Source organism: Rothia nasimurium, assembly GCF_049068285.1.
In the GTDB taxonomy this organism is placed as follows: domain Bacteria; phylum Actinomycetota; class Actinomycetes; order Actinomycetales; family Micrococcaceae; genus Rothia; species Rothia nasimurium_I.
In genome coordinates, this window is record NZ_JBLKPV010000006.1 from 31762 (window position 1) to 52917 (window position 21156).

General features: G+C 59.9%; 17 protein-coding genes and 3 tRNA genes. 17 read left to right on the plus strand and 3 right to left on the minus strand.

Annotated elements, in window-relative coordinates:
- Window positions 1–18: 18 nt before the first annotated feature.
- From ACMXX3_RS06530 to ACMXX3_RS06580, 11 genes are all read left to right on the plus strand, one after another.
- Window positions 19–1683, plus strand: coding sequence for an ABC-F family ATP-binding cassette domain-containing protein (locus ACMXX3_RS06530; protein ID WP_421083932.1), 1665 nt, complete (start codon window positions 19–21; stop codon window positions 1681–1683).
- A 49-nt stretch (window positions 1684–1732) separates the two neighbouring features.
- Window positions 1733–1805, plus strand: a tRNA-Gly gene (locus ACMXX3_RS06535).
- A gap of 47 nt (window positions 1806–1852) precedes the next feature.
- Window positions 1853–1926 (plus strand) — tRNA-Cys (locus ACMXX3_RS06540).
- 1 nt (window position 1927) lies between these two features.
- Window positions 1928–1999: transfer RNA gene (locus ACMXX3_RS06545), tRNA-Val, on the plus strand.
- Between the two features lie 669 nt (window positions 2000–2668).
- Complete coding sequence (locus ACMXX3_RS06550; protein WP_421083933.1) at window positions 2669–3463, plus strand: MOSC N-terminal beta barrel domain-containing protein; 795 nt, start codon at window positions 2669–2671, stop codon at window positions 3461–3463.
- Window positions 3464–3551: 88 nt separating this feature from the next.
- The gene (locus ACMXX3_RS06555) at window positions 3552–5195 is read left to right on the plus strand and encodes a hypothetical protein (RefSeq protein WP_421083934.1); all 1644 of its coding nucleotides are present in this window, start codon (window positions 3552–3554) and stop codon (window positions 5193–5195) included.
- Window positions 5196–5261: 66 nt separating this feature from the next.
- Window positions 5262–6485, plus strand: a complete 1224-nt coding sequence (locus ACMXX3_RS06560; RefSeq protein WP_421083935.1) for a CapA family protein — start codon at window positions 5262–5264, stop codon at window positions 6483–6485.
- A 127-nt stretch (window positions 6486–6612) separates the two neighbouring features.
- Window positions 6613–7503 carry a cytochrome gene (locus tag ACMXX3_RS06565; RefSeq protein ID WP_421083936.1) on the plus strand — a complete coding sequence of 297 codons (891 nt, stop codon included), beginning with the start codon at window positions 6613–6615 and terminating at the stop codon, window positions 7501–7503.
- A 44-nt stretch (window positions 7504–7547) separates the two neighbouring features.
- Entirely contained in the window at window positions 7548–8162 is a 615-nt protein-coding gene (gene def / locus ACMXX3_RS06570) for a peptide deformylase (RefSeq protein ID WP_421083937.1), read from the plus strand.
- 12 nt (window positions 8163–8174) lie between these two features.
- A complete protein-coding gene (gene fmt, locus ACMXX3_RS06575; protein WP_421083938.1) occupies window positions 8175–9101 on the plus strand; it encodes a methionyl-tRNA formyltransferase in 927 nt (308 codons plus the stop codon).
- Window positions 9098–10942, plus strand: coding sequence for a transcription antitermination factor NusB (locus ACMXX3_RS06580; RefSeq protein WP_421083939.1), 1845 nt, complete (start codon window positions 9098–9100; stop codon window positions 10940–10942). Before fmt ends, ACMXX3_RS06580 begins: the two co-directional genes overlap by 4 nt.
- A gap of 116 nt (window positions 10943–11058) precedes the next feature.
- On the opposite strand, the gene ACMXX3_RS06585 is transcribed toward ACMXX3_RS06580, so the two are convergent.
- A complete protein-coding gene (locus ACMXX3_RS06585; RefSeq protein ID WP_421083940.1) occupies window positions 11059–12411 on the minus strand; it encodes a Na+/H+ antiporter family protein in 1353 nt (450 codons plus the stop codon).
- Window positions 12412–12581: 170 nt separating this feature from the next.
- On the opposite strand from ACMXX3_RS06585, the gene rpe reads away from it, so the two are divergent.
- From rpe to ACMXX3_RS06605, 4 genes are all read left to right on the plus strand, one after another.
- Window positions 12582–13247, plus strand: coding sequence for a ribulose-phosphate 3-epimerase (gene rpe / locus ACMXX3_RS06590; protein WP_237187609.1), 666 nt, complete (start codon window positions 12582–12584; stop codon window positions 13245–13247).
- Between the two features lie 6 nt (window positions 13248–13253).
- A complete protein-coding gene (locus tag ACMXX3_RS06595) occupies window positions 13254–14051 on the plus strand; it encodes a hypothetical protein (RefSeq protein ID WP_421083941.1) in 798 nt (265 codons plus the stop codon).
- A 155-nt stretch (window positions 14052–14206) separates the two neighbouring features.
- Window positions 14207–15463, plus strand: a complete 1257-nt coding sequence (locus ACMXX3_RS06600; RefSeq protein ID WP_421083942.1) for an alpha-hydroxy acid oxidase — start codon at window positions 14207–14209, stop codon at window positions 15461–15463.
- 62 nt (window positions 15464–15525) lie between these two features.
- On the plus strand, window positions 15526–16779 hold the full coding sequence (locus tag ACMXX3_RS06605) for an MFS transporter (RefSeq protein ID WP_421083943.1): 1254 nt from the start codon (window positions 15526–15528) through the stop codon (window positions 16777–16779).
- Between the two features lie 86 nt (window positions 16780–16865).
- Here the strand turns inward: ACMXX3_RS06605 and ACMXX3_RS06610 are convergent, their stop codons facing one another.
- Window positions 16866–17168, minus strand: a complete 303-nt coding sequence (locus ACMXX3_RS06610; RefSeq protein ID WP_237201036.1) for a hypothetical protein — start codon at window positions 17166–17168, stop codon at window positions 16866–16868.
- A gap of 44 nt (window positions 17169–17212) precedes the next feature.
- Window positions 17213–18607 carry an MFS transporter gene (locus ACMXX3_RS06615; protein WP_421083944.1) on the minus strand — a complete coding sequence of 465 codons (1395 nt, stop codon included), beginning with the start codon at window positions 18605–18607 and terminating at the stop codon, window positions 17213–17215.
- A gap of 423 nt (window positions 18608–19030) precedes the next feature.
- Between ACMXX3_RS06615 and pnuC the strand changes: the two genes are divergently transcribed.
- Together pnuC and ACMXX3_RS06625 are read left to right on the plus strand one after the other, a co-directional pair.
- Window positions 19031–19741 carry a nicotinamide riboside transporter PnuC gene (gene pnuC, locus ACMXX3_RS06620; protein ID WP_421083945.1) on the plus strand — a complete coding sequence of 237 codons (711 nt, stop codon included), beginning with the start codon at window positions 19031–19033 and terminating at the stop codon, window positions 19739–19741.
- Window positions 19742–19938: 197 nt separating this feature from the next.
- Window positions 19939–21114 (plus strand): thermonuclease family protein, encoded by a 1176-nt coding sequence (locus tag ACMXX3_RS06625; RefSeq protein ID WP_421083946.1) that lies wholly within the window; start codon window positions 19939–19941, stop codon window positions 21112–21114.
- Window positions 21115–21156: the final 42 nt, after the last annotated feature.

Consider the following 21156-nt stretch of genomic DNA (forward strand, 5'->3'; position numbering starts at 1 on the left):
CAACGGACTAGAGAGAATATGCGAAACAACAAACGTCACCCCGAAGAACCTCAAACATTAGGCTTCGTTACTCACCAGAGCGGAACATCCGCCACCGCACACATCAAGGCAGAAAATATCTCCGCCACTAGAGGCGGAAAATTACTGTTCTCTGATTTAAACCTGACAATATCGGCACACACCAAGATAGCGGTCGTTGGAGAGAACGGTACAGGGAAAAGTACCCTGCTCAAAATACTGTCAGGCCTAGAAAACCCTGACCTGGGTGAAGTGGCTTCTCAGGGGGCAATCGCTTTTGTTGGGCAGGATATGGCATTGAGCGACCATCAAACTGTAGGTGACCTCATCAAACTATCCACTCAGCATGCACACACAGCACTTGCAGACCTCGACAGAGCATCAGAATTACTCGCGCTTGGACATGAGGGTGCAGAGGCTGCCTACGCTAAAGCGCTAGAAAAAGCTAGTGCACTGGAAGCATGGGATATTGACAGAAAAATCGATCAAGCGCTCCACGGACTAAAAGCGTGTACAGACCGATCCCGAAACCTTAGCACCCTGTCGGTGGGCCAGAGGTACAGGGTGAGGCTTGCTGTGCTTCTCGGCGCAGGGGCAGATGTACTTCTACTCGATGAACCAACCAATCATTTAGATAGAGAGTCGATTGAATTCCTGACTCAGTCCCTACAGGAGCTAAAGAGCGGATTTGCGGTAGTCAGCCATGATCGGCAACTCCTGATTGACGTTGCGCAGACTTTCTGCGATCTTGACCCGTCATTACAAGGGGTGCCCCAGGTCTACTCTGGTGGCTACAAAGGGTGGCAGAAGGGAAAGCGAAAAGACCGTATTGCGTGGGAGAAAACCTACCAAGACCACGTCAACCGCACAGAAGAACTGAAACAGGCGGTTGAAGAGGCAGGGGCTAGGTTGCACACAGGGTGGCGGCCGCCCAAGGGGACGGGGAAGCATCAGCGAGCTACACGAGCTGCTAGCCATGTCAAAGCGTTCAAGCAACGTCTCAACGAGCTGGAAAGCTATCGCATTGAAGTTCCTGAACCCCCGAGTATTCTGCAGTACCCAGAGGTGCGAATTGAGAAAGAAAAGCTATTGCTTGAAGCTAGCGATATCGCATATCTGGGGCGCAGTGTCCATGGCGTTAGCTTATCGCTAAGGACCGGGCAAAAAATCGTGGTGACCGGAGGAAACGGGACCGGTAAATCAACCTTGATTTCCATGCTGGCAGGGGAGCTAATCCCCACAAGCGGAAGTGTGACCGTAGCTCCTGAGATGAAGATAGCCCAGTTGTCGCAAGAGGTACCCCGGTGGAACCCAGAGCTAACCCCAGAAGATGTGTATCGGCAGAGCCTCATTCAAACAGGTACCTACGCGGAGTATCCGGACACACCGACTCTAGAAAGCCTGGGTTTACTGGCCACCGAAGCGCGTACCACCCGTGTTGGGCAGCTTTCCGCTGGCCAGCAAAGGAGACTCCACTTGGCAGTCACTATAGCTCAACGTCCTCACGTCCTGCTGCTCGATGAGCCGACCAACCACCTATCAATGACCCTGCTCGACCAACTTATACCCCATCTCAGGGGAACCCCGTCGAGTGTTGTTGTCGCAACTCATGACCGGTACCTTCTTTCCAAGTTAAGTGACTGGCAAGAAGTGCATCTGCAATAGTTTCGTCAGGTTGAAAGACCACCTACACTTGTGTATAGTTATTCGAGTTGCGGTTGTAGCTCAGTTGGTAGAGCACCACCTTGCCAAGGTGGATGTCGCGAGTTCAAGTCTCGTCAACCGCTCTCTCGAAAACACAGTTTTCGCAACTCAGGCCACGGTCTGAGCGTGTGGTGGGGTGGTCGAGTGGTTAGGCAACGGTCTGCAAAACCGTGTACGCGGGTTCGAATCCCGTCCTCACCTCCACGCGCGATTGGCGCAGCGGTAGCGCACTTCCTTGACATGGAAGGGGTCACTGGTTCGATCCCAGTATCGCGCACAGAAAAAAGGCTCCCTAGCTTCGGCTAGGGGCCTTTTGTTTTCAGGAGACACCATTTGCCCCTGGCCCGTTATTTGCCTCGGGCTGGCCCGTTGGCTGCCTCGGCCTGGACTGTTGCCTGCCACTGTTTGGCCCGTTACCTGCTCCGTCTCACCCCGTTGCCATCCTCGGCCTGGCCCGTTACCTGCCTCGTCCCGGCTACCAGCCTCACCTACTCTTCGCTCAGCCGCCCCCCGGATATTGGACCAGTAACTACTCAGCTTTCACATGTTTGGACCATTTTCGGGCCAAAATTCAACGATTATTTGCCCTTTTTTGACTTTGAGGTGGTCCAAATATAGGTTTGCTGACTTTTTTATGGTCCAAACATGGGCAGGACGGGTTTGGGCTGGGCTTGGGCTGGTCCAATGGTAGGATCCGGTGGGCTTGGGACGGTCCATATGTGGGCAAGATGCACCCGGGCTGGTCCAAACACTGGCAGGACGGGCTTGGGGTGGACTTGGGCTGGTCCAACTGTGGGCAGGAAGCGCCCGGGTTGGTCCGAAGGTAGGAGAAGCTGGGCTTGGGCTGGTCCAAAGGTGGGCAGGAGGCGCCTGAGATGGTCCAAAGGCGGTCAGAAGCGCCTGAGATGGTCCAAAGGTGGGGGATGGGGTGTGTAACACTAGAACCATGCACCTTACCGTCACCCACTTCGGATTTAGCCCCCTCAAAGGCGCCCGCCACCAGGTCCAAGAATACGCCGACATCACGCCGTCCGGAATAACTACCAACCGCCGCTGGGCCCTCACCCAACCCAGCAACAAGACTGTCCTCCGCACCGTCGCCCACCCTCAGCTCATGGCAGTTACCACCCGCCTCACCCAGGACGGGCCCACCACCCACCTCACCCTCAACATTCCCGGCCACGGGACCCACACCGTCCCCGCCCTCGAAGAAACGCCCACCAGCAGCTACACCTCCTGGGGAAGCCCCAAAGAACTCGCCCCCTACACCCACGAGGTCAACGACGCCCTCAGCACCTACCTGGGCACAGAAGTTCAGCTAGCCTACGCCCCGAAAACCAGCCTCATCTACTCCGGTGCCCTGTCCCTCATCGGTACCGCGACCCTGGCCGACATCGCCCACCGGGCCCAAGCCGCCGGCCAAAACTTCACCCCAGACCAGGCAGCTAGGTTCCGTTGCAACCTCATCGTCGAAACCGACACCCCCTACATCGAAGAGAGCTGGCAGGGCAGAACTGTCACCCTCCACCCCGGGCAAGAAACCCCAGACCAGCTCAAAGGCCTCACCCTCGCCCTGGGCAAGGGAATAGGCCGCTGCGCCGTCATTGACGCCCACCCTACCACCGGCCAGAGGGACACTAAGTTGCTGAAGCTGCTCTCTACCTACCGGCCCCGCAACCACCGGGGCGAACCTATCGCTGGTATCTACGCCGAACCTCTCACCTCCTCGACCCGCCCCTGAACAAGGCAAAAACCCCTACACCCTGTTGGTTCAAGGCCTCATTTGGCGGATAATAAAGGCAACAACCCTCAAGGAAGAAGGTTCTGGCATGTTAATTAACCGGTCGTCCCTAGCAGGTATTTTCGCGGTATCCGCACTGGCCCTAGCCGCCTGCGGCAACCCCAACGTACCCCAGGCACAGAATACAGGCACAACAACCATCGAACAGATGGTGGCCGTACAGGCCCCTACAGGCAAACCGGCTGTTGAGTTTGAATGGGCGGACGGCCCCACAGCCGCTGAAGACCGCCCGATAGCGCCCATAGAGTGGGCCAAGGACGACAAAATTATCATGGCCCACCTTGACCTTGGGAACGTAAGCGTCGGCGACTTTAGCCTGCCTGTCCGGGGAACCCTGGCCTCCCCAAACGATCAGTCAGGCCCTAAACCCCTGATCATCGTGAGCCACCTCCGCGCACCAGGCTGTACCGGTGAAAACTATGCCTACCCCTGCCCGGGCGGAACCGAAGAAATCCGGTACGACCGGGGCATGAATTACCTGGCAGCTGATCTAGCCGCCCAGGGGTACTCCGTCCTGATTCCTGATCTGGCCCCGGCTTTTATCGGGGTGGACGCCACCACCCCCTACAGCCAGGCCGAGGCCTGGACCAAGGTCGTGCAGACCCTACTAGAATCAGACAGCACAGCCAGCCACCTGCCCCAAATTGATTCCGACCAGGTCGGCTTGCTACTGCACTCACGATCGGCCGGTTTGATAACAGCGGCCTCCGAACTCCTCGGTGACAAGCTCAAAGGAGTCATGGCGTTTGGCCCCTACTTCACCACCGAAACAGCTGACGAATTTGCCCAGCCCCTACCCGATGTGCCCTACCTGGCCCTCACCGGTGAACTCGATAGCGACGTCAAGAGCGCAGGAAACCGATACCTGACCCGCTACCTGGGCCAGGAACGGACCGCCCCCGCCTATGAGGGACGTGTTGAAGGGCTGGGGCACATGTACATCAACAGGACCATGTCGGTTGCCGGCACGGACGACCGCATTGGCTGTGATGTGCTGGATTGCCGGGACGCCGCCACCCACGAGCAAGCCCTCACCGAGACCGCCCTCGGATGGTTCGGCCAGATCATGCCAACTGCAGGAACCCAGGCTCGCACCAAGAGCTCCAACGACGTCTCAACCTTGGTGACGGAGAGCTCCGCAACCCCACCGATACTTTTCCCCGAACAGGTCGCTGGCTTGGACGTCCGCTGGTTGGCTGCTACGCCAGGTTTCTCGGTGACCCGCCTAGCGGCAACAGATCTTGAGGCAACCGGCGGGCAGGTGTGCGTCCTGGCCGAAAACGTGGTGGCAACAAAAGCCGAAACCTGCACCGAACCTGACATCGGGGTTGCCGAATCAACCGTGCCTGTCCTGGCATTCACAGAAACGAGCATCAGCGGCACCTGGCCAGCTACGGACGGGCTGGCCCTCCACATCCTGCCCCACGGTACGCCACCCACGGAGCAAGGACTCACCGTCACCCTGGCCACCGACCGAGGGGACCATACCACCACCATCAGCGGGACGCACCCAGCCCTAAAAAGCCACCAGGACGCCTATACCGATGGCATCTACATGCCCTCAACCGTCCGTCTGGCCCTGCCCCAGAACATGCGTGGGGCAACCCTCACCGGCATCACCCTGCAGGGTGAAGACACCACCTTTGCCCTAGCCGGCGTGGATATCTGGTAATAAACTGTGTTCCCGGTTACGAAGCGGTAAGCTAGGGGCAATTGTTGTTCCGTCGAAAGAGGACCTGTGTCGCGTAAGCTCCTTTCCCTCCTTGCCCTGTCTACCCTGGCCCTGACCGCTTGCGGCCAGGGGGCTTCTGAATCCCAGGACGTCGCAGCCTCGGCTTCTAGCTCCACGGCAGCGGGGGAGACGGCAAACCAGGCTGAAACCAGTGGCCAGGCAGGGCAACTGACTGCTTCAGCCGCTGGCGGTGCCTGCGGTGAGGGCGGCGACTGCGTTTCTCTACTTTTTGCCGGTGACTTCCTCATGCACAATATGCTCTGGGCCCAGGCCGAAGCTGATGCTATCTCCCTGGGGAAGACTGGCCTAGATTTCGGCCCCCTCATCGAGGAACAGAAACCCTACCTGGACCGGGCTGACCTGGGCGTCTGCCAGATGGAAACCGCCGTCGCTGACCCAGCTGGCCCCTACCAGGGCTACCCCAACTTCAACGTCCCCCCGCAGATTCTGGACGCCGCAGCGGCAACCGGCTGGGACGTCTGCATGACGGCTTCAAACCACTCCATCGACCACAAAACAGCCGGGCTGGAACGGACCTACCGGGCTGTTCAAGCAGCTGGCATGGGGGTCACCGGCACTAACCTAACCGAAGAAGAAGCAACCCAGCCCGACCTGTTCACCACTGCCAACGGGGCCACCGTAGCGATTATCACCGGCACCTACGGTCTCAACGGCAACGTCCCAGAATACCCCTGGCAGGTGGATATGCTGGATGCCGAAGCCATGATCGCCAAAGCCAAGGCAGCCCGAGAACAAGGGGCTGACCTGGTCGTTGCCAACATGCATGCTGGTGACGAGTACGTCCACGAACCCAACGCCCAGCAGGTTGAGACCGCCCATGCCCTCGTCGACTCTGGCGAATTCGATCTGATCGTCGGCCAGCACGCCCACGCCGTCCAGCCCATCGAAAAATATAAGGACACCTGGATCGTCTACGGGATGGGCAACAACCTCACCGAACTCTCACCCACCTACGTTGCCAACAATGAAAGCATTATGGTGAACCCGATTTTCAAGAAGGGGGAGGACGGCAGCTGGGCAGTCCATGATTTGCGGTGGGTTTCGTCCACCATGGTCGATAGTCCGGGCTACAAGTTCTGCATTACTTCACCCAGCCGCCCTGCCTCTGACTGCCTCGATGAAGCCTATGCGGCTGAGTCTAATGCCCGGGTCAAGGAGATTGTGGAATCTATGGGGGCTGCTGAGGCTGGCGCCCGCGAGTGGAGCTAAGGTAGCAGACCTAACCCACCTGCCCCCTCGTCCTGGTGGGGGCAGGCGCGTATAATCGATAGGGCGCCCCCAGCGAAAGGGGCGCCCGATTTCTTACCCCCGCCCCACCACGCTAGGACCTTCCCCTGTGACTACTCCCATGCTCGCGCAGGCCACCGACTTTGGCCGCATGTACGCGCGTACCGTGGGTGGGGAGCTCCTTGTCCCCTCCATCACCACCGTGATTGGCCAGCAGGCCCATGATCTTTCGGGCTGGCATGGCTACATGGCCGCCAAGGCCGCCCTCGAAGACCAGCGCTCCTACCGGGCCACCAGTTCCCCGGGCCTCAAATTTGCGGTGATTCGGGACGCCGCAGCCGCCTCGGAACGCTACCGGGACGCCGCCGCTGCCCGGGGGGATCGCGTCCACAACTACGCAGAACAGGTGGCCCTGCGGGCCATGGGCCTACCCCACGAGGTAGAGGGCTACCGGGAGAACCTCATAGCCCACGGGGAACAGGCCTACGCAGACCGCTTTGACGAATGGTGGGAGCTCTACCGGCCTCAGCCCCTGGCCACCGAGGTGACTATCTGGAACGAAACTGTCGGCTACGCCGGCACCCTCGATCTCGTGGCAGAAATAGCCGGGCATACCTGCATCATCGACTATAAGACCAAGGGCACAGACCGCAAGGGACGGGTCAAACCCCTGGACGACAAGGTCGTGATGCAACTGGTAGCCGGGGTCAAGGCAGAAGAAGCCCTCATCGATGCTGAAAACGGGGAATGGGAGCCCTGGCAGCACGGGGGAGCCGGCATCCTCATGGGCGTAGCTCTCGGGGAAACCCAGGTTGTACCCCAGCAAGCCAACCCCCAGGTGTTAGAGAGAAACTGGTACAAATTCTGCGCCCTCAAACGGGTCTGGGACCTCAACCGCCAGCTCACCGAAACCCCAGAAGACGCCCTCATGCCGGTGGTACCCCCACCCCCACCCGGAATGACCAGCCTGGCTCCTGAAGCCGGGGCGGCAGCGTCCTAACCCTCAGTTTTACCCCCAAGCCCAAGCCACAGAAGTGAGAGACTATGACCATTTTGACTATTAGAACCGTGGGCGATCCCGTCCTGCGCACCGAGTGCGACCCCATCACTGTTTTCGACGCTGAACTAGAAAAACTGGTAGCTGACATGCTCGAAACCATGTATGAGGTTGAGGGCGTCGGCCTGGCTGGCCCGCAGGTAGGAATCTCCAAACAGATTTTCACTTTTGGCAACATTGAGGGCTTCGACGAAGGCCACATCATCAACCCCGTTCTTGAAGTGGGCGACGAACCCCAGGAAGGCGGCGAAGGCTGCCTGTCTGTTCCGGGCCTGTCAGCGGCTACCCCGCGCAAGAACTGGGCTCGCGTGACCGGCGTGAACTGCAAGGGCGAACCGGTGGTGTACGAGGGTGAAGGCCTCTTTGCCCGGATGCTCCAGCACGAAACCGACCACCTGCACGGCACTATGTATATCGACCGGGTTGAGGGTGAAGATAAGAAGAACATTTGGCGGGCTATCCGGCAGGCCAACTACAACCAGGTTGCTGCCGCTGTGCAGGGGGATCGGGCCGCTGCAACCTCATCAAGTTTTGGTGCCCTGGGTGGTTCTTTTGGCGCAGGCACAGCAACTGGCCAGAAACCCGGCAGCTTCGGATTCTAGAGGAGAAAGACAATGAAGTTACTCTATGCTGGTACACCCGAGGTTGCCGTAGCCCCTCTCAACGGCCTGCTGGAGGCAGGGTACGAGGTGGTGGGGGTTCTCACCCGCGAGGACGCCCCCGTCGGCCGGAAGAAGATTCTCACCCCCTCGCCGGTAGCTGCCAGAGCTGAAGAATTGGGGTTGCCCATTATTAAGGCCAACCGCTGGTCCGATGAGGTTGCGGACGCCGTCGCGCAGCTGGGTGCCGAGGCAGCGGCTGTGGTGGCCTTTGGCGTCCTGCTGCCGCAAAGCGCCCTGGACCTGCTTCCCCAAGGTTGGATCAACCTGCACTTCTCGCAATTGCCTGCCTGGCGCGGGGCTGCCCCCGTGCAGCGGGCCCTGATGGCCGGGGAGACAGAAATTCATTCCTCAACCTTCCGCATTGATGCAGGGTTGGATACCGGAAATGTCTTCCGTACTGAATCAACCCGGGTGGAAGAGATGGATACAGCCGGGGATATTCTGAACCGCCTGGCTTCAACCGGCGGGGCCCTGCTGGCTGCTACCTTTGACGATATTGCCGCCGGAGCCACCGGCACCCCGCAGGCCGGGGAGGCCACCCACGCCGCCAAGCTCACGATCGCCGACGGTAAGGTAGATTTTTCCCGTTCTTGCGCTGACATTATTGCCCAGCTGCGCGGGGTAACCCCCGAACCCGGGGCCTGGGCAGAACTCGACGGGGCCCGCTTCAAACTCGGCATGGCCAAGACCAGCCAGGCCCAGCCCGTGGGGGAGCCCGGCACCCTCTTCTGGGCCGGTAAAAAGGTGGCCGTCACCTGCGCCGACGGCGCCCTGGAACTGACCCAGGTGCAACCTGCAGGCAAGAAAATGATGAACGCCTCCGACTGGGCGCGTGGGCAGGGCTCGGCCCTGGCAGAAGGAAAGGTTGTGCTGGTATGAGCATGAATGCAGGCGGACACTCTCACGGCGGTAAGGGCCGGGCGGGGGCTAACCGTTCCGGTGCTAACCGGGCTGGCCAGGGCCGAAGCGGGGCCCGCAAGCGCGACGACCGCACCCAGCAGGGCCAAGCCGGCGGCACCCCCAACCCCCGAGGTACTCGCGGCAACCGCTCCAGCGGGGCCGGTGCGTCCTCCCACCAGAACAAGCAAGGCTCACAAGCCCCCCGGGGCCAGAGGTTCCGGGGCGAAGAGCCTCAGACCAAACAGGGCGGTGGGGGAGAAACCCGCCGGAATGCCAAGGGCCATGAGCGTAACCGCAAGGCGGTCAAAGACCGGGCTTTCTCGGCTTCTGCCCCCTCCCAGCGCAGCCGGACGGCTGATTCCTCCCGGGCTGTAGCCCTGCAGGTGCTTTCAGCTGTTGCCCTGGAAGACTCCTACGCTAACCTGGTGCTGCCCAAGGCTATTCGGGCTGCCCGCCTGGATGCCCGGGACGCTGGCTTTGCCACCGAACTGACCTACGGGACCCTGCGCAACCAGGGCACCTATGACGCGGTTCTGGCCCACTGCGTTGACCGCCCGGTGGAGAAAATCGGCACCAAGATCCTGCTGGTGCTGCGCCTGGGCGTCCACCAGCTCCTGGCCATGCGGGTGCCCGACCACGCCGCCCTCAACCAGACGGTTGCCCTGGCCCGCGCCGAGATTGGCAGCGGCCCGGCTAACTTCGTCAATGCTGTGCTGCGCCGCGTCTCTGAGCGCACCCCGGAGGACTGGTACGCCCTGATTGCCGAAGAAGCCCCCGATGAGCTGACCCGGCTGGCCCTGGAAAAGTCCCATCCGGCCTGGGTTGTGCGGTCCTTCCGTCAGGCGCTTGCAGTCCACGGCCGGAAGCCTGATGAGGTAGAGGCCCTGCTGGATGCTGATAACGCCTCACCCGTGGTCAACCTGGTGGCCCTGCCCGGCCTGGGAGATTTGGACGAGGCTCGCGCAGCAGGTGCTGAAGAGGGCCCCCTGGTGGAGGGCTCGGCCCTCTATTCTGCCGGCGACCTGGCCCGGCTTGAATCGGTGCGGGAGGGCGTCGTCCGTGCCCAGGACGCCGGTTCCCAGCTGGTAGCCCGGGCCCTAGCTGATGCCCCGCTTGAGGGCAACGACAGCAACTGGCTTGATCTTTGCGCTGGCCCCGGCGGTAAGGCCGCCCTCCTGGGTGCTCTTGCCGCCCAGCGGGGTGCCCGCCTCCTGGCCAATGAAGCTGCCGACCACCGGGCTGAATTGGTGCGCCGCTCCCTGGCCCCGCTGCCGTCCGGAACCTACTCGGTGGTAGCCGGGGACGGCCGTCAGATTGCCCGCACAGTCACTGAAGGTAAGAACCTGCCTGCGGGCATGCCTGCCGGTGTGCTCTTTGACCGCGTCATGGTCGATGTGCCCTGCTCCGGTCTGGGCGCCCTGCGCCGCCGCCCCGAAGCCCGCTGGCGTAAGAGCCCGCGCGACATTGCTGACCTGCTGCCCCTGCAGCTCGAACTGTTTACCGCAGCTGCCTCAGTGACCCGCCCCGGCGGCCTGATCGCCTATGTGACCTGCTCACCCCACACGGCTGAAACCCAGAGTATCGTGCACGATATTCTGCGCAAGGTCGATGTGACCCTGCTGGATTCCGGAGCGGCCCTTCGCGCCGTTGCCCGGACGGACGAGGGGGGCAACTCCGTCCTGGCCGGTGAACTTGACCCGGCCTTCACCCCTCAGGCACCCAAGGGAGCAACCCTAGCAGAAGGGGCCACCACCGCCCAGCTCTGGCCGCACATCCACGGCACCGACGCCATGTTCTTCGCCCTCTTCCGCAAGAACTAGCCCCCTGATCTCTGCTGCCCCGATAGAACCGAGGGGATGAGAGAAGCAACAAAGGACCGCATACTTCCACGTGAAGTATGCGGTCCTTTGGCGTTACTGGGTTTCCCCGTGAGGCGTTAGAGCACCATCGCAGCTACCCAGCCTGCAACCAGCAGGGGAATGTTGTAGTGGATGAAGGTGGGAATGACCGAGTCGCGGATGTGGTCGTGCTGGCCGTCCGCGTTCAGACCGGCGGTGGGGCCTAGCGTGGAGTCTGAGGCCGGGGAACCCGCGTCGCCCAGGGCACCTGCGGTACCGATCAGGGCCACGGTTGCCAGGGGAGAGAAGCCCAGGGCCAGGCAGAGGGGCACATAGATGGTGGTGATAATGGGCAGGGTGGAGAAGGACGAGCCGATACCCATGGTCACAATCAGACCAACTACCAGCATAGCGAAGGCGGCAGCGGCCTGGTTCCCGGCGAACATATCAGCAACGACGGTAACCAGTGGATCGACATCACCGGTGGCGTCCATGACAGCAGCAAAACCCTGGGCTGAAATCATGATGAAGCCAATCAAGGCCATCATGCGCATACCAGCGGTGAAGACGTCGTCCGCTTCCTTCCATTTAACTGCACCGGTGACCATGAAGATGGTCAGACCCACCAAGGCACCCACCAGCAGGGAGTTAGCCTCGGTACCTAGGGACTGCATGACGACCTGCACAGCGAAGGTTGCAATAATCGCGATAATGGCAACGACCACGTTGAACTTCTTGATCTCGGTGGTACCAGTTTCAGTAGGTGCCAGCTCAACAGTCTGGTAGGTACGGGGCTTGCGGTAGCTAACGAAAATCGCAACGAGCAGGCCAACCACCATGCCCAGGGCCGGGATAGCCATGGCGTTCATGACATTGATGCCGCTGGTATCCATACCGGCCAACTCGATGTTGCCCAGCAGAATATCGTTGAGGAAGATAGCGCCGAAGCCAACGGGCACATACATGTAGGTGGTGACTAGGCCGAAGGTGAGCACACAGGCCAGAAGGCGGCGGTCGAGCTTCAGACGGTTAAAGACGGCCAGCAGGGGCGGAATAATCAGCGGAATGAAGGCAATATGGACGGGAATCAGGTTCTGCGACATGACGGACATGGCCAGAATACCGGCCAGCAGCAGCCACTTGACGGTGAACTCCACCCGGTTTTTGCCGTCGGCGCTTTCAACCCCGACCTTGGCAATAATGCCGTTGGCCAGCAGCTGGGGCAGGCCCGAGCTGGAGACAGCCATGGCGAAGGCGCCGAGTAGGGCGTAGGAGAGGGCGAGCATGGCGCCGCCGGAGAGGCCCTCCTGGTAGGCGACCATGGTGCCGTCCAGCCCCAGACCACCGGTGAGACCGCCCACGAGGGCGCCGATGAAGAGGGCCAGGACGACGTGGACGCGGGCAGCTGACAGGGCCAGCATGACCAGGACCGCGAGCAGAACTGAGTTCATGAGATCCAAAACCTTTGAATAAGTATGTAAAAGACTGTATAAAGTGTAGTCTTTGGCGGTGTGCCATTAGTCCTTGAAACCACTAGATGGACTGTGATGGGTCTTGCTTTTCGCCACCGGTAGCTGGTCGGCACTACGATGGGTACAAAGCCCCTGATGAAAGGACGCCCATGACCTGCCTGATTAACCCCTCTATTTTGAGTGCTGATTTCTCCCGGCTGGGGGAGGAGCTCGCCGCTATTTCGACCGCCGACGCCGCCCACATTGACGTCATGGATGGCCACTTTGTTCCCAACCTGACATGGGGGCTGCCCGTGGTGAAGCGCCTCAAGGAGGTCTCGCCCATTCCTTTTGATGTTCACCTGATGATTGAGGACGCCGACCGGTGGGCCCCTGCCTACGCTGAGGTGGGGTGCGAGTCGGTGACCTTCCACGCTGAGGCCGCTATTGCTCCCATCAAGCTGGCCCGTACCCTGCGTGAGGGCGGGGCTAGGGCGGGCATGGCCCTGCGCCCGGCCACCGGCGTCGAGCCCTACCTGGATATGCTCAGCGAACTCGACATGCTCCTGATTATGACCGTTGAACCGGGCTTCGGCGGCCAGGCCTTTCTGGACGTCACCCTCCCTAAAATCAAGCGGGCGGCTGCTGCCATTGAAGGCTCAGGGGCTGAGGTGATCCTGCAGGTGGACGGCGGTATCACCGAAGAAACAATCGTTCGTGCCGCAGAGGCCGGGGCCACCTGCTTTGTTGCCGGGTCCTCCGTCTATGGGGCGGACGACCTGGAAGCCGCTATTGCGGGCCTGCGCCGGGCTGCCGCGTCCGCCCACACCCACTAGGATGCCATGACCCAGAACCTAACTCCCCTTGAAGAAGCTGACCGTGAGCTGGCCCGTGCCCAGGAGCTCATTGCTGCCGGGCAACTCCCAGATGCCCTACCTGCCCTGCAGGCCGCCGCCGGTGGTTTTGAGAGCGCTGGTGAAGTCTTTGGGCAGATTCTTGCCTTGAAAATTTTGAGCGAGGTCAACCGCGACCTGGGGAATCTCACGCTAGCTCTTACCGAAGTTACACGCGCCCATGCCCTGCTGGCTGAGGTCAAACCTGATGCCGAGCAGCTGCCCGATTTTGCCACCGAGGTTGGTTCCTTGCACGCTGAGCTGGGCGATTTTGAGCGCTCCAAGACCTGGTATAACCAGGGTTTGCGTGGCTATGAGGCCCAGGGGAATGCGGAGGGTCAGGCCCACAATCTGGTGGCTCTGGCGGGGCTTGCCCGGCAGGACCAGGACGAGACCCGGGCCCAGAGTTATCTGGCCCAGGCTTATGAGTTGTATGCGGCGGGCAAGCACAGGGTTCAGCTGATGCATGTGCGTAACGCCCAGGCTCAGGGGCTGTTGGCGGTGGGGGATACGGACGCTGCCCGCCCCCTGCTTTCTGAGGCGCTTGACCTCGCCCTGGAACTTGATGATCATGCTTTTCTTGCAGAGACCTACCAGTTGCTGGCCTTGGTCACAGCTCAGGGAGGGGATGCGGACACCGCCCAGGGCTACCTGGTGAGCTCAGCGCAGCACTATGCTGCCGCTGGGGATGCCGATAACGAGGCCTTTGTGAAAGAGCTACTAACTAGCCTCACTAGAAGAGGCTAAGAGCTGGGGGCAGGGGAGCCACCTGGGCCGTGAGAGGCTCCCTCCCCTGTCGGTTTCTCACCATGCAAAAAGTTGAGTGACTCCTATCACCAATGCGGGAATGTGGTGTATATATTTATACCGAACCGTATAAATACATTGGATAGGGATAGGACATGTCTCGTCATACATCGGCAGCCAGGCTAGTCAACCTAAAACGGCAACTACCTGCCCCCGACGTGCTCAAAGATTTACTAAAATTTCAAGCACCAGCAATAGACCGCCGCAAGGCTCGCCTCGACGCAGCAAAAGATCTATGGGACCTCAGAACAATAGCCAAACGCAGGACCCCCAAAGGCCCCTTCGACTACGTAGATGGTGCAGCAGAAAAAGAACTCTCACTCCAAAGAGCTCGTGAAGCCTACGATAATCTCGCCTTCAACCCCCAGGTACTCAAAAATGTGCGCGATGTAGATTTGTCTACCCAACTTGCCGGAGCGCCGTCAGCTTACCCTCTCGCAATCGCTCCCACAGGCTTCACCCGCATGATGCATGCAGAAGGGGAGCTGGGCGGTATTGCGGCCGCCCACCGTTTCAACATCCCTTTCACCCTATCCACAATGGGTACAGAAACCATCGAGGACGTCGCCGCTGCAGGGCCTGACGGACGCAAATGGTTCCAGCTCTACCTCTGGCAGAAGAACCGTTCTAAAGCCTCTGAGCTCATTGAACGAGCCGCCCAGGCTGGGTATGACACCCTGATGGTTACCGTCGATACCCCGGTTGCAGGCGCTCGCCACAGGGACGCCCGTAACGGCATGACCTTCCCGCCCAAGCTGACCCCCTCAACCGTCCTTAACGCCAGCTACAGGCCGGAGTGGTGGTTTAACTTTCTGACTACCCGGCCACTGGGGTTTACGAACTTCGGTGAAGGCACACAGAGTATCCAGCAGATTGGGTCTATGTTTGACCCAACACTCACCTATGAGGACTTGAGTTGGTTGAGGGCGCAGTGGCCGGGTCAGCTTCTGGTCAAGGGTGTGCAAACAGCTCAGGATGCTCTGCTCTCAGTTGAAGCCGGTGCGGACGGCGTGGTGCTGTCGAACCACGGAGGACGGCAGCTTGATCGGGCCCCTGTACCTCTGTACACCCTTCCTGCAGTGCGGGAAGCTATCGGCAATGAACCCACGGTTCTCATTGATACCGGAATTATGTCTGGTGCTGATGTGATTGCAGCGGTAGCTCTCGGTGCGGACGGCGCGATGATTGGGCGAGCCTACCTGTACGGTCTCATGGCAGGCGGTGCAGAGGGCGTGGTGCGGGCACTAGAAATCTTTACCCAGGAAATGACGCGCACCGCGCAGCTACTTGGCGTCAGCAAACTCTCAGATCTAAATTCACAGCATGTTTCTCTTGATTGGAGGGTTCAATGAGTGCAATCTCAACGATTCGTGGGGATCTGAAACCGGGGGCATCGCGAGCTTTGCTAGCAGCAATGCTAGGCACCTTGGTGGAATGGTACGACTACGCGCTCTATGGTGCTGCGGCCAGCCTTATCATTGGCCCCTTGTTCTTCTCCCAGATGGACAGTGGCGCAACTATTGCTGCTTTCGCGACCTTTGCGGTGGGTTTTGTGGCCAGGCCCCTGGGTGGTTTGCTGATTGCCTGGCTGGGTGATAAGCGCGGTCGTAAGCCGGCCATGATGCTGACGATTATCATCATGGGTGTTTCAACAGTGGGTATCGGCCTCTTGCCTACTGCTGAATTCTTAGGTGCCTGGGCTGTTTTCTTGCTGGTCTTCCTGCGTCTTTTGCAGGGCCTGGGAGCTGGTGCGGAGCTGACGGGTGCCCTCACCCTGGTTGCGGAATATACACCTGTGCAGCGTCGTGGGTTCTGGACCTCCCTTGTACTGTCTATGCCTCCTGCAGGTTCTTTGCTCGCAACCCTTTCATTTATGCTGGTGTCGACCCTACCTGAGGAAACCTTTATGGGTATCGGTTGGCGTATTCCCTTCTTGGCTTCTGTTGTTCTGTTTGCCGTTGCAATTTTCATTCGGAATAAGCTCGAAGAGTCACCTGAGTATCAGGCTGCCATGGCTTCCCGTGATGAGAAGCAGCAGAAGTCTTCTGTTCCGCTTGCTCAGGTAGTCCGTGAGAACTTCAAACAGGTTGTGATCGGGTTTATGGCCGTTACCGGTCATAATGCCAATAACTACATCATTTCGATTGTGTCGATTACGGTGATGACTACCTACGGTAACCTTGACCGCACCACAGCTCTGACTGCCGTGATGCTGGCGACGCTTTTCGGTATCGTGCTCTCACCGGTGGGCGGTGCCCTGGGCGACAAGATTGGTGCGGGTAAGACCATGATGATCGGTGCAACCATCGGCCTTCTCTTTGCTTTCCCCCTGTTTATGTCTCTGACCTCGGGGAGCTTCCTCATGAGCTTTGCAGCCCTGGCTATCTCATTTGGTGTAGTGCTGTCTACAACCTCTGGCCCTCAGGGAGCCTTCCTGGTTAACCTGTTCCCCATTAAGACCCGATTTACCGGTGTTGCTTTGGCCCGTGAAACGAACGGTGTCATCATCGCTGGCTTTACGCCCATGATTGTGGCTTGGCTCTTTACAGCGGGCGAGGGGAGCATTGTGCTCCCGGCAGCCTACATGATGCTGTGTTTTGCCGTTACCATCATTGCAACTGTGTGGGCTAAGGAGAGCGGTAATAACTCAGCCGCCCAGGTTGTGTAAGTAGGTAAACCAGGCTCTTGAGTGCTGGTCTCACGAAAAATAAGAAGGCGATGGATGCTCTCCATCGCCTTCTTCTTGTATGTAGGTTAGGCCAGGTTCTGCTCGGCCCGCTGGGCGGCCTGCTCGTTGCCCATGGCCCGGTGGATGGTGGCCAGCATGGTGTAGTAGGCGGTGGCGTCCTCAGACCCGGCAACCAGGACGGGCTTGGCTAGGGTCAGGACGTTCAGGGCCTGCTTGCCCTGGCCCTCGTCCAGCACCTTTTGTGCCCCCTTGATAGCGCGGGCAACAGCCTGGTCGGGCTTGCGCTTGACCAGGTGAGATACCGCCCCGTGTTCCTGCTTGAAGGTGGTGTCGCGTTTTTGGACGTTTGCGGGCTTGGCTTCGCTCATGGTTTCCTCTCGTGGCCGGTGGGTAAAACTCCTGCTTACCTATCTTAGGCCAGCTGCCGGTTTTTCGTTTCGGGCAGTAGGAGGGTGGCGAGTGAGGCAATAGTGAAGGCGACGGCGAAGACGATGAAGAGGCCGGTGACTCCAACGATGCCGAGCAGGAGGGGGACGAGGAGCGGGGCTGCAATGGAGGCCAGCCGTCCGAACCCTGCGGCGGCTCCGGTGCCCCGGCCCCTGAGGTGGACGGGGTAGAGTTCTGGGCCGACGGCGTAGAGGGCACCCCAGGCTCCGAGGTTGAAGAAGGAGAGTAGGCAGCCGAAGGTGATGATCCAGGGGATGTCGGTTGCTGAGCCGTAGCCGATGGCTGAGGCTGCTGAGCCGAGGAGGAAGGTGGCGAGGGTGGCGCGTCGTCCCCAGACTTCAATGAGCCAGGCGCTGACGGCGTAGCCGGGCAGCTGGGCGAGGGTCATGATGAGGGTGAAGGTGAAGGAGGTGACGAGGCTGAATCCCTGCTGGACGAGGAGGGAGGGGATCCAGATGAAGGCCCCGTAGTAGGCCAGGTTGACGCAGAACCAGACGACCCAGAGGGCGGCGGTGCGGCGGCGGAGTTCTTGCCCCCAGATTCCTCTGGCGGTGGCGGCCTGGTCGGTGCCCTTGGCTTGTTTGGGGGCGGGGTGGCTCGGGGTGTCGGTCTGCGGGGTTGTCCGTTTGAAGAGGCGGGGGGATTCTTCAAGTTCCCGCACAATGTTTTCTGCTGTGTGGTGGTCGCCGCGGGCGAGCAGGTAGCGGACGGATTCGGGTAGGCCCAGGCGGACGATGATGGCGTACAGGGCTGGGATGCAACCGAGGGCCAGGCCCCAGCGCCAGCCGTCGGGGGAGCTGGCGACGATGAAGGTGCCGATGACGGCGGCGAGGATCCAGCCGATGGCCCAGAAGGCTTCGAGGATGACCACCATGCGGCCGCGGAGGCGCTGGGGGGAGAATTCTGAGATGTAGGTGGAGGCGACGGGTAGTTCTGCGCCGAGGCCGAGTCCGACGATGAAACGGAGGGCCAGCAGGACGGTGAAGGTGGTGGCGAGGGCGGAGAGGCCGGTGGCTGCCCCGTAGATCAGGAGGGTGAGGGCGAAGAGGGCGCGGCGGCCGAAGCGGTCAGCCAGGCGGCCGCCGGCGATGGCGCCAAGGGCCATGCCGAGAAAGCCGATGGACCCCAAGAGGGAGGCCTGGCCTGGGGTGATGCCCCAGTGGGCGATCAGGGCAGCCATGACGAAGGAGATGAGGCCGATGTCCATGGCGTCCAGGGCCCAGCCGATTCCGGTGATGCCGAGGATTTTTCCGTGGCGGCGGGTTAGGGGCAGGGCGTCGAGTCGGTGGTCGAGGCCGGACGCGGACGCTTGCGGCTGCGGGGGAGCAGTCTGGATGGTGGGTGGGGCGGTGGTTTTCATGGGGAATAACTTCACAGTATTAGGGTCAAAGTGACTTTATCAACTGTAGGGGCAAACCCATCCGAAAGGAAGGAGGCCGTCTCAAAAAGACACAATATGACGCACAGAAACCCCAGGTGTGCTATACCTTGAAGTGCAAATATAAATCGTGCTCCGGGACCTGGTGAAAATCCGAACCTGCGGTGACAGCCCGCTAATTGACGGCACAAGTCATGTGCCTGATACCTGCAAGGTGAAATTCCTTGGCAGACAGTACAGTCTGGATGGAAGGTAGCACGAGCAAACCGTTGAGTACCCCACACCCGGGGTACCTGCCCCACCCGCCTACCCGGCCCACCGGCGTCCTGACCGACGCCCCATGGCTGGCACACGCGGGTGCCCTTCGATTTGTTCTCCCGGAGCCACTAGCTTTGGGAGTTTTTTATGGATCTCTTGCGGTGGCTCTTCGACGCTCAGATTGCGATTGGTGATAACCAGTCCCTGCTAGTGCGCGAAGTCCTCGGTAATGTTTTTGGCCTGCTTTCAGCCTTCGGCGGTATGCGCCGTAAGGTCTGGGCCTGGCCTGTCGGCATTCTTGGCAATCTGCTTCTGCTCACCGTTTTCTTGGGCACCGTGTTTGGTTCAACCTACGGTACCGCTAACCTGCTCGGCCAGGCAGGCCGTCAGGTCATGTTCATTGCTGTGTCCGTGTGGGGCTGGTACCGCTGGAACCAGACCCGCAAGACCGGCGAGGCCGGCCAGGCTGCGGTGGTTCCCCAGTGGGCCAGCTGGAAGGAACGCGCTTTCATGATCGCTTTCATGCTGATCGGCACCGGCGTGCTGACCCCGATTTTCCGCGCCCTGGGCTCCTATGAGCCGGTCTGGTCTGACGCCTGGATCTTCACCGGCTCCCTGCTGGCCACCTTTGGTATGGCTAAGGGCTGGGTGGAGTTCTGGCTGGTCTGGGTTGCTGTGGACGTCGTCGGCGTGCCCCTGCTCTGGTCAGCAGGCTACTACGCCAGCGCCTTCATGTACCTCTTCTACGGGGGCTTCACCCTGGTTGGTTTCTTCGTCTGGTGGCGCACCCGCAACCAGGAGGCCGCCAAGGTTGAGGTCGAAACCGCCTTCCCCGACCCCACCGTGGACGTGCGCTAGGCGGTAGCGTCCGTTAGTGACAGTGGCCCCTGGGCGGCTGAAGATGAACCTTCAGCTGCTCATGGGCCCTTTTGTGTCTAGGAACTGACTGTCGATTGTCATAGACAGGTAATTTTTAGCAGACAGGCATGTTTTTTCCTAAGCTTGATTGAGTCTTCTACGACCACAAATCATGCAGTTCAATGGAGAAAAAGCATATGCCCCAAAGACTCTTCCGTGCCCTGGGCACAGCCCTGCTAGCCACCTTGGCCCTTACCTCCTGCGGGGGCGGGGACACCGCTACCGTTAAGAGGGTTATCGACGGCGATACTATTGAGGTTGAATACCAGGGTAAGGACGCCACCGTGCGCCTACTCAACATCGACACCCCAGAAACTAAACATCCCAATCAGAATGTAGAATGCCTAGGGCCTGAAGCAAGCCAATTTCTGACCAACATGTTGCCCGAGGGAACACAAGTCACCCTTGAGTTTGATAAAGAAAAAACTGATAAATACGACCGTCTGCTCGCTGGAGTGTATAAAGAAGACGGAACCTTCGTCAACGAAACAATAGCCAAAAACGGTTTTGCCTTAGCCATCAAAATCGCACCAAACGAGAAGTTCTACCCCCAAATCCTCAAAGCACAAGAAGAAGCCTTGGAATACAATCGGGGAATTTTCGATCCCGCTAGTTCATGTGCACTGCCAGGAATGCTCAGAGAAGCTACCCAGGCTGTAGAAGAAGCTACAAGTCCTGAAGACCTCATAACAGCTGTTGAAGCAGCACTAAAAATACTTACAACGCTTGAAGAAATCAGTGCTGATGGATCGGAAGAGTATCTGAAGAACCTCCTCCAGACCGAAACCGTGTCTTCTCTTATTGGCTCACTCAAGTCTGCACTTGAATCAAGGAACCGTGACTATCTGAGGGCTGTGCAAACTGTTGAAAGTGAAGCGGCTGAGAAGGAAGAAGCCCAGCGCCAGGCAGCTGAAGCAGAACGTAAGGCTGAAGAAGAACGCAAGGCTGCAGAAGCTGCTGAAGCTCAGAGGCTAGAAGCTGAACGAGCTGCTCAAGCTGAAGCTGAGCGAATCGCTGCTGAACAGGCAGCTGCAGCTCAGGCTGAAGCAGACCGGATTGCTGCTGAACAGGCAGCTGAGGCTGAACGTCAACGTCAAGCCCAGCTAAACCAGCCGCCTGCACCTGCCCCAGCTCCTGTACCTGCCCCTGCGCCCGTCCCTAATCCGGCACCTGGCCAGAACCAGCCTGCCCCACCGCCTGCTCCGGCCCCTGCGCCTGCACCTGAGCCGGAACCCAACCCCTACCCTGGTTACACTGGACCCCGGTGTTACGCTCCCGGTGGGAAGAGCTGGACTCCCTGCCCTAACCGATAAGTAGCACCTCGGCAGAAAACCGACGCCCGCCCTCCTGCCCTG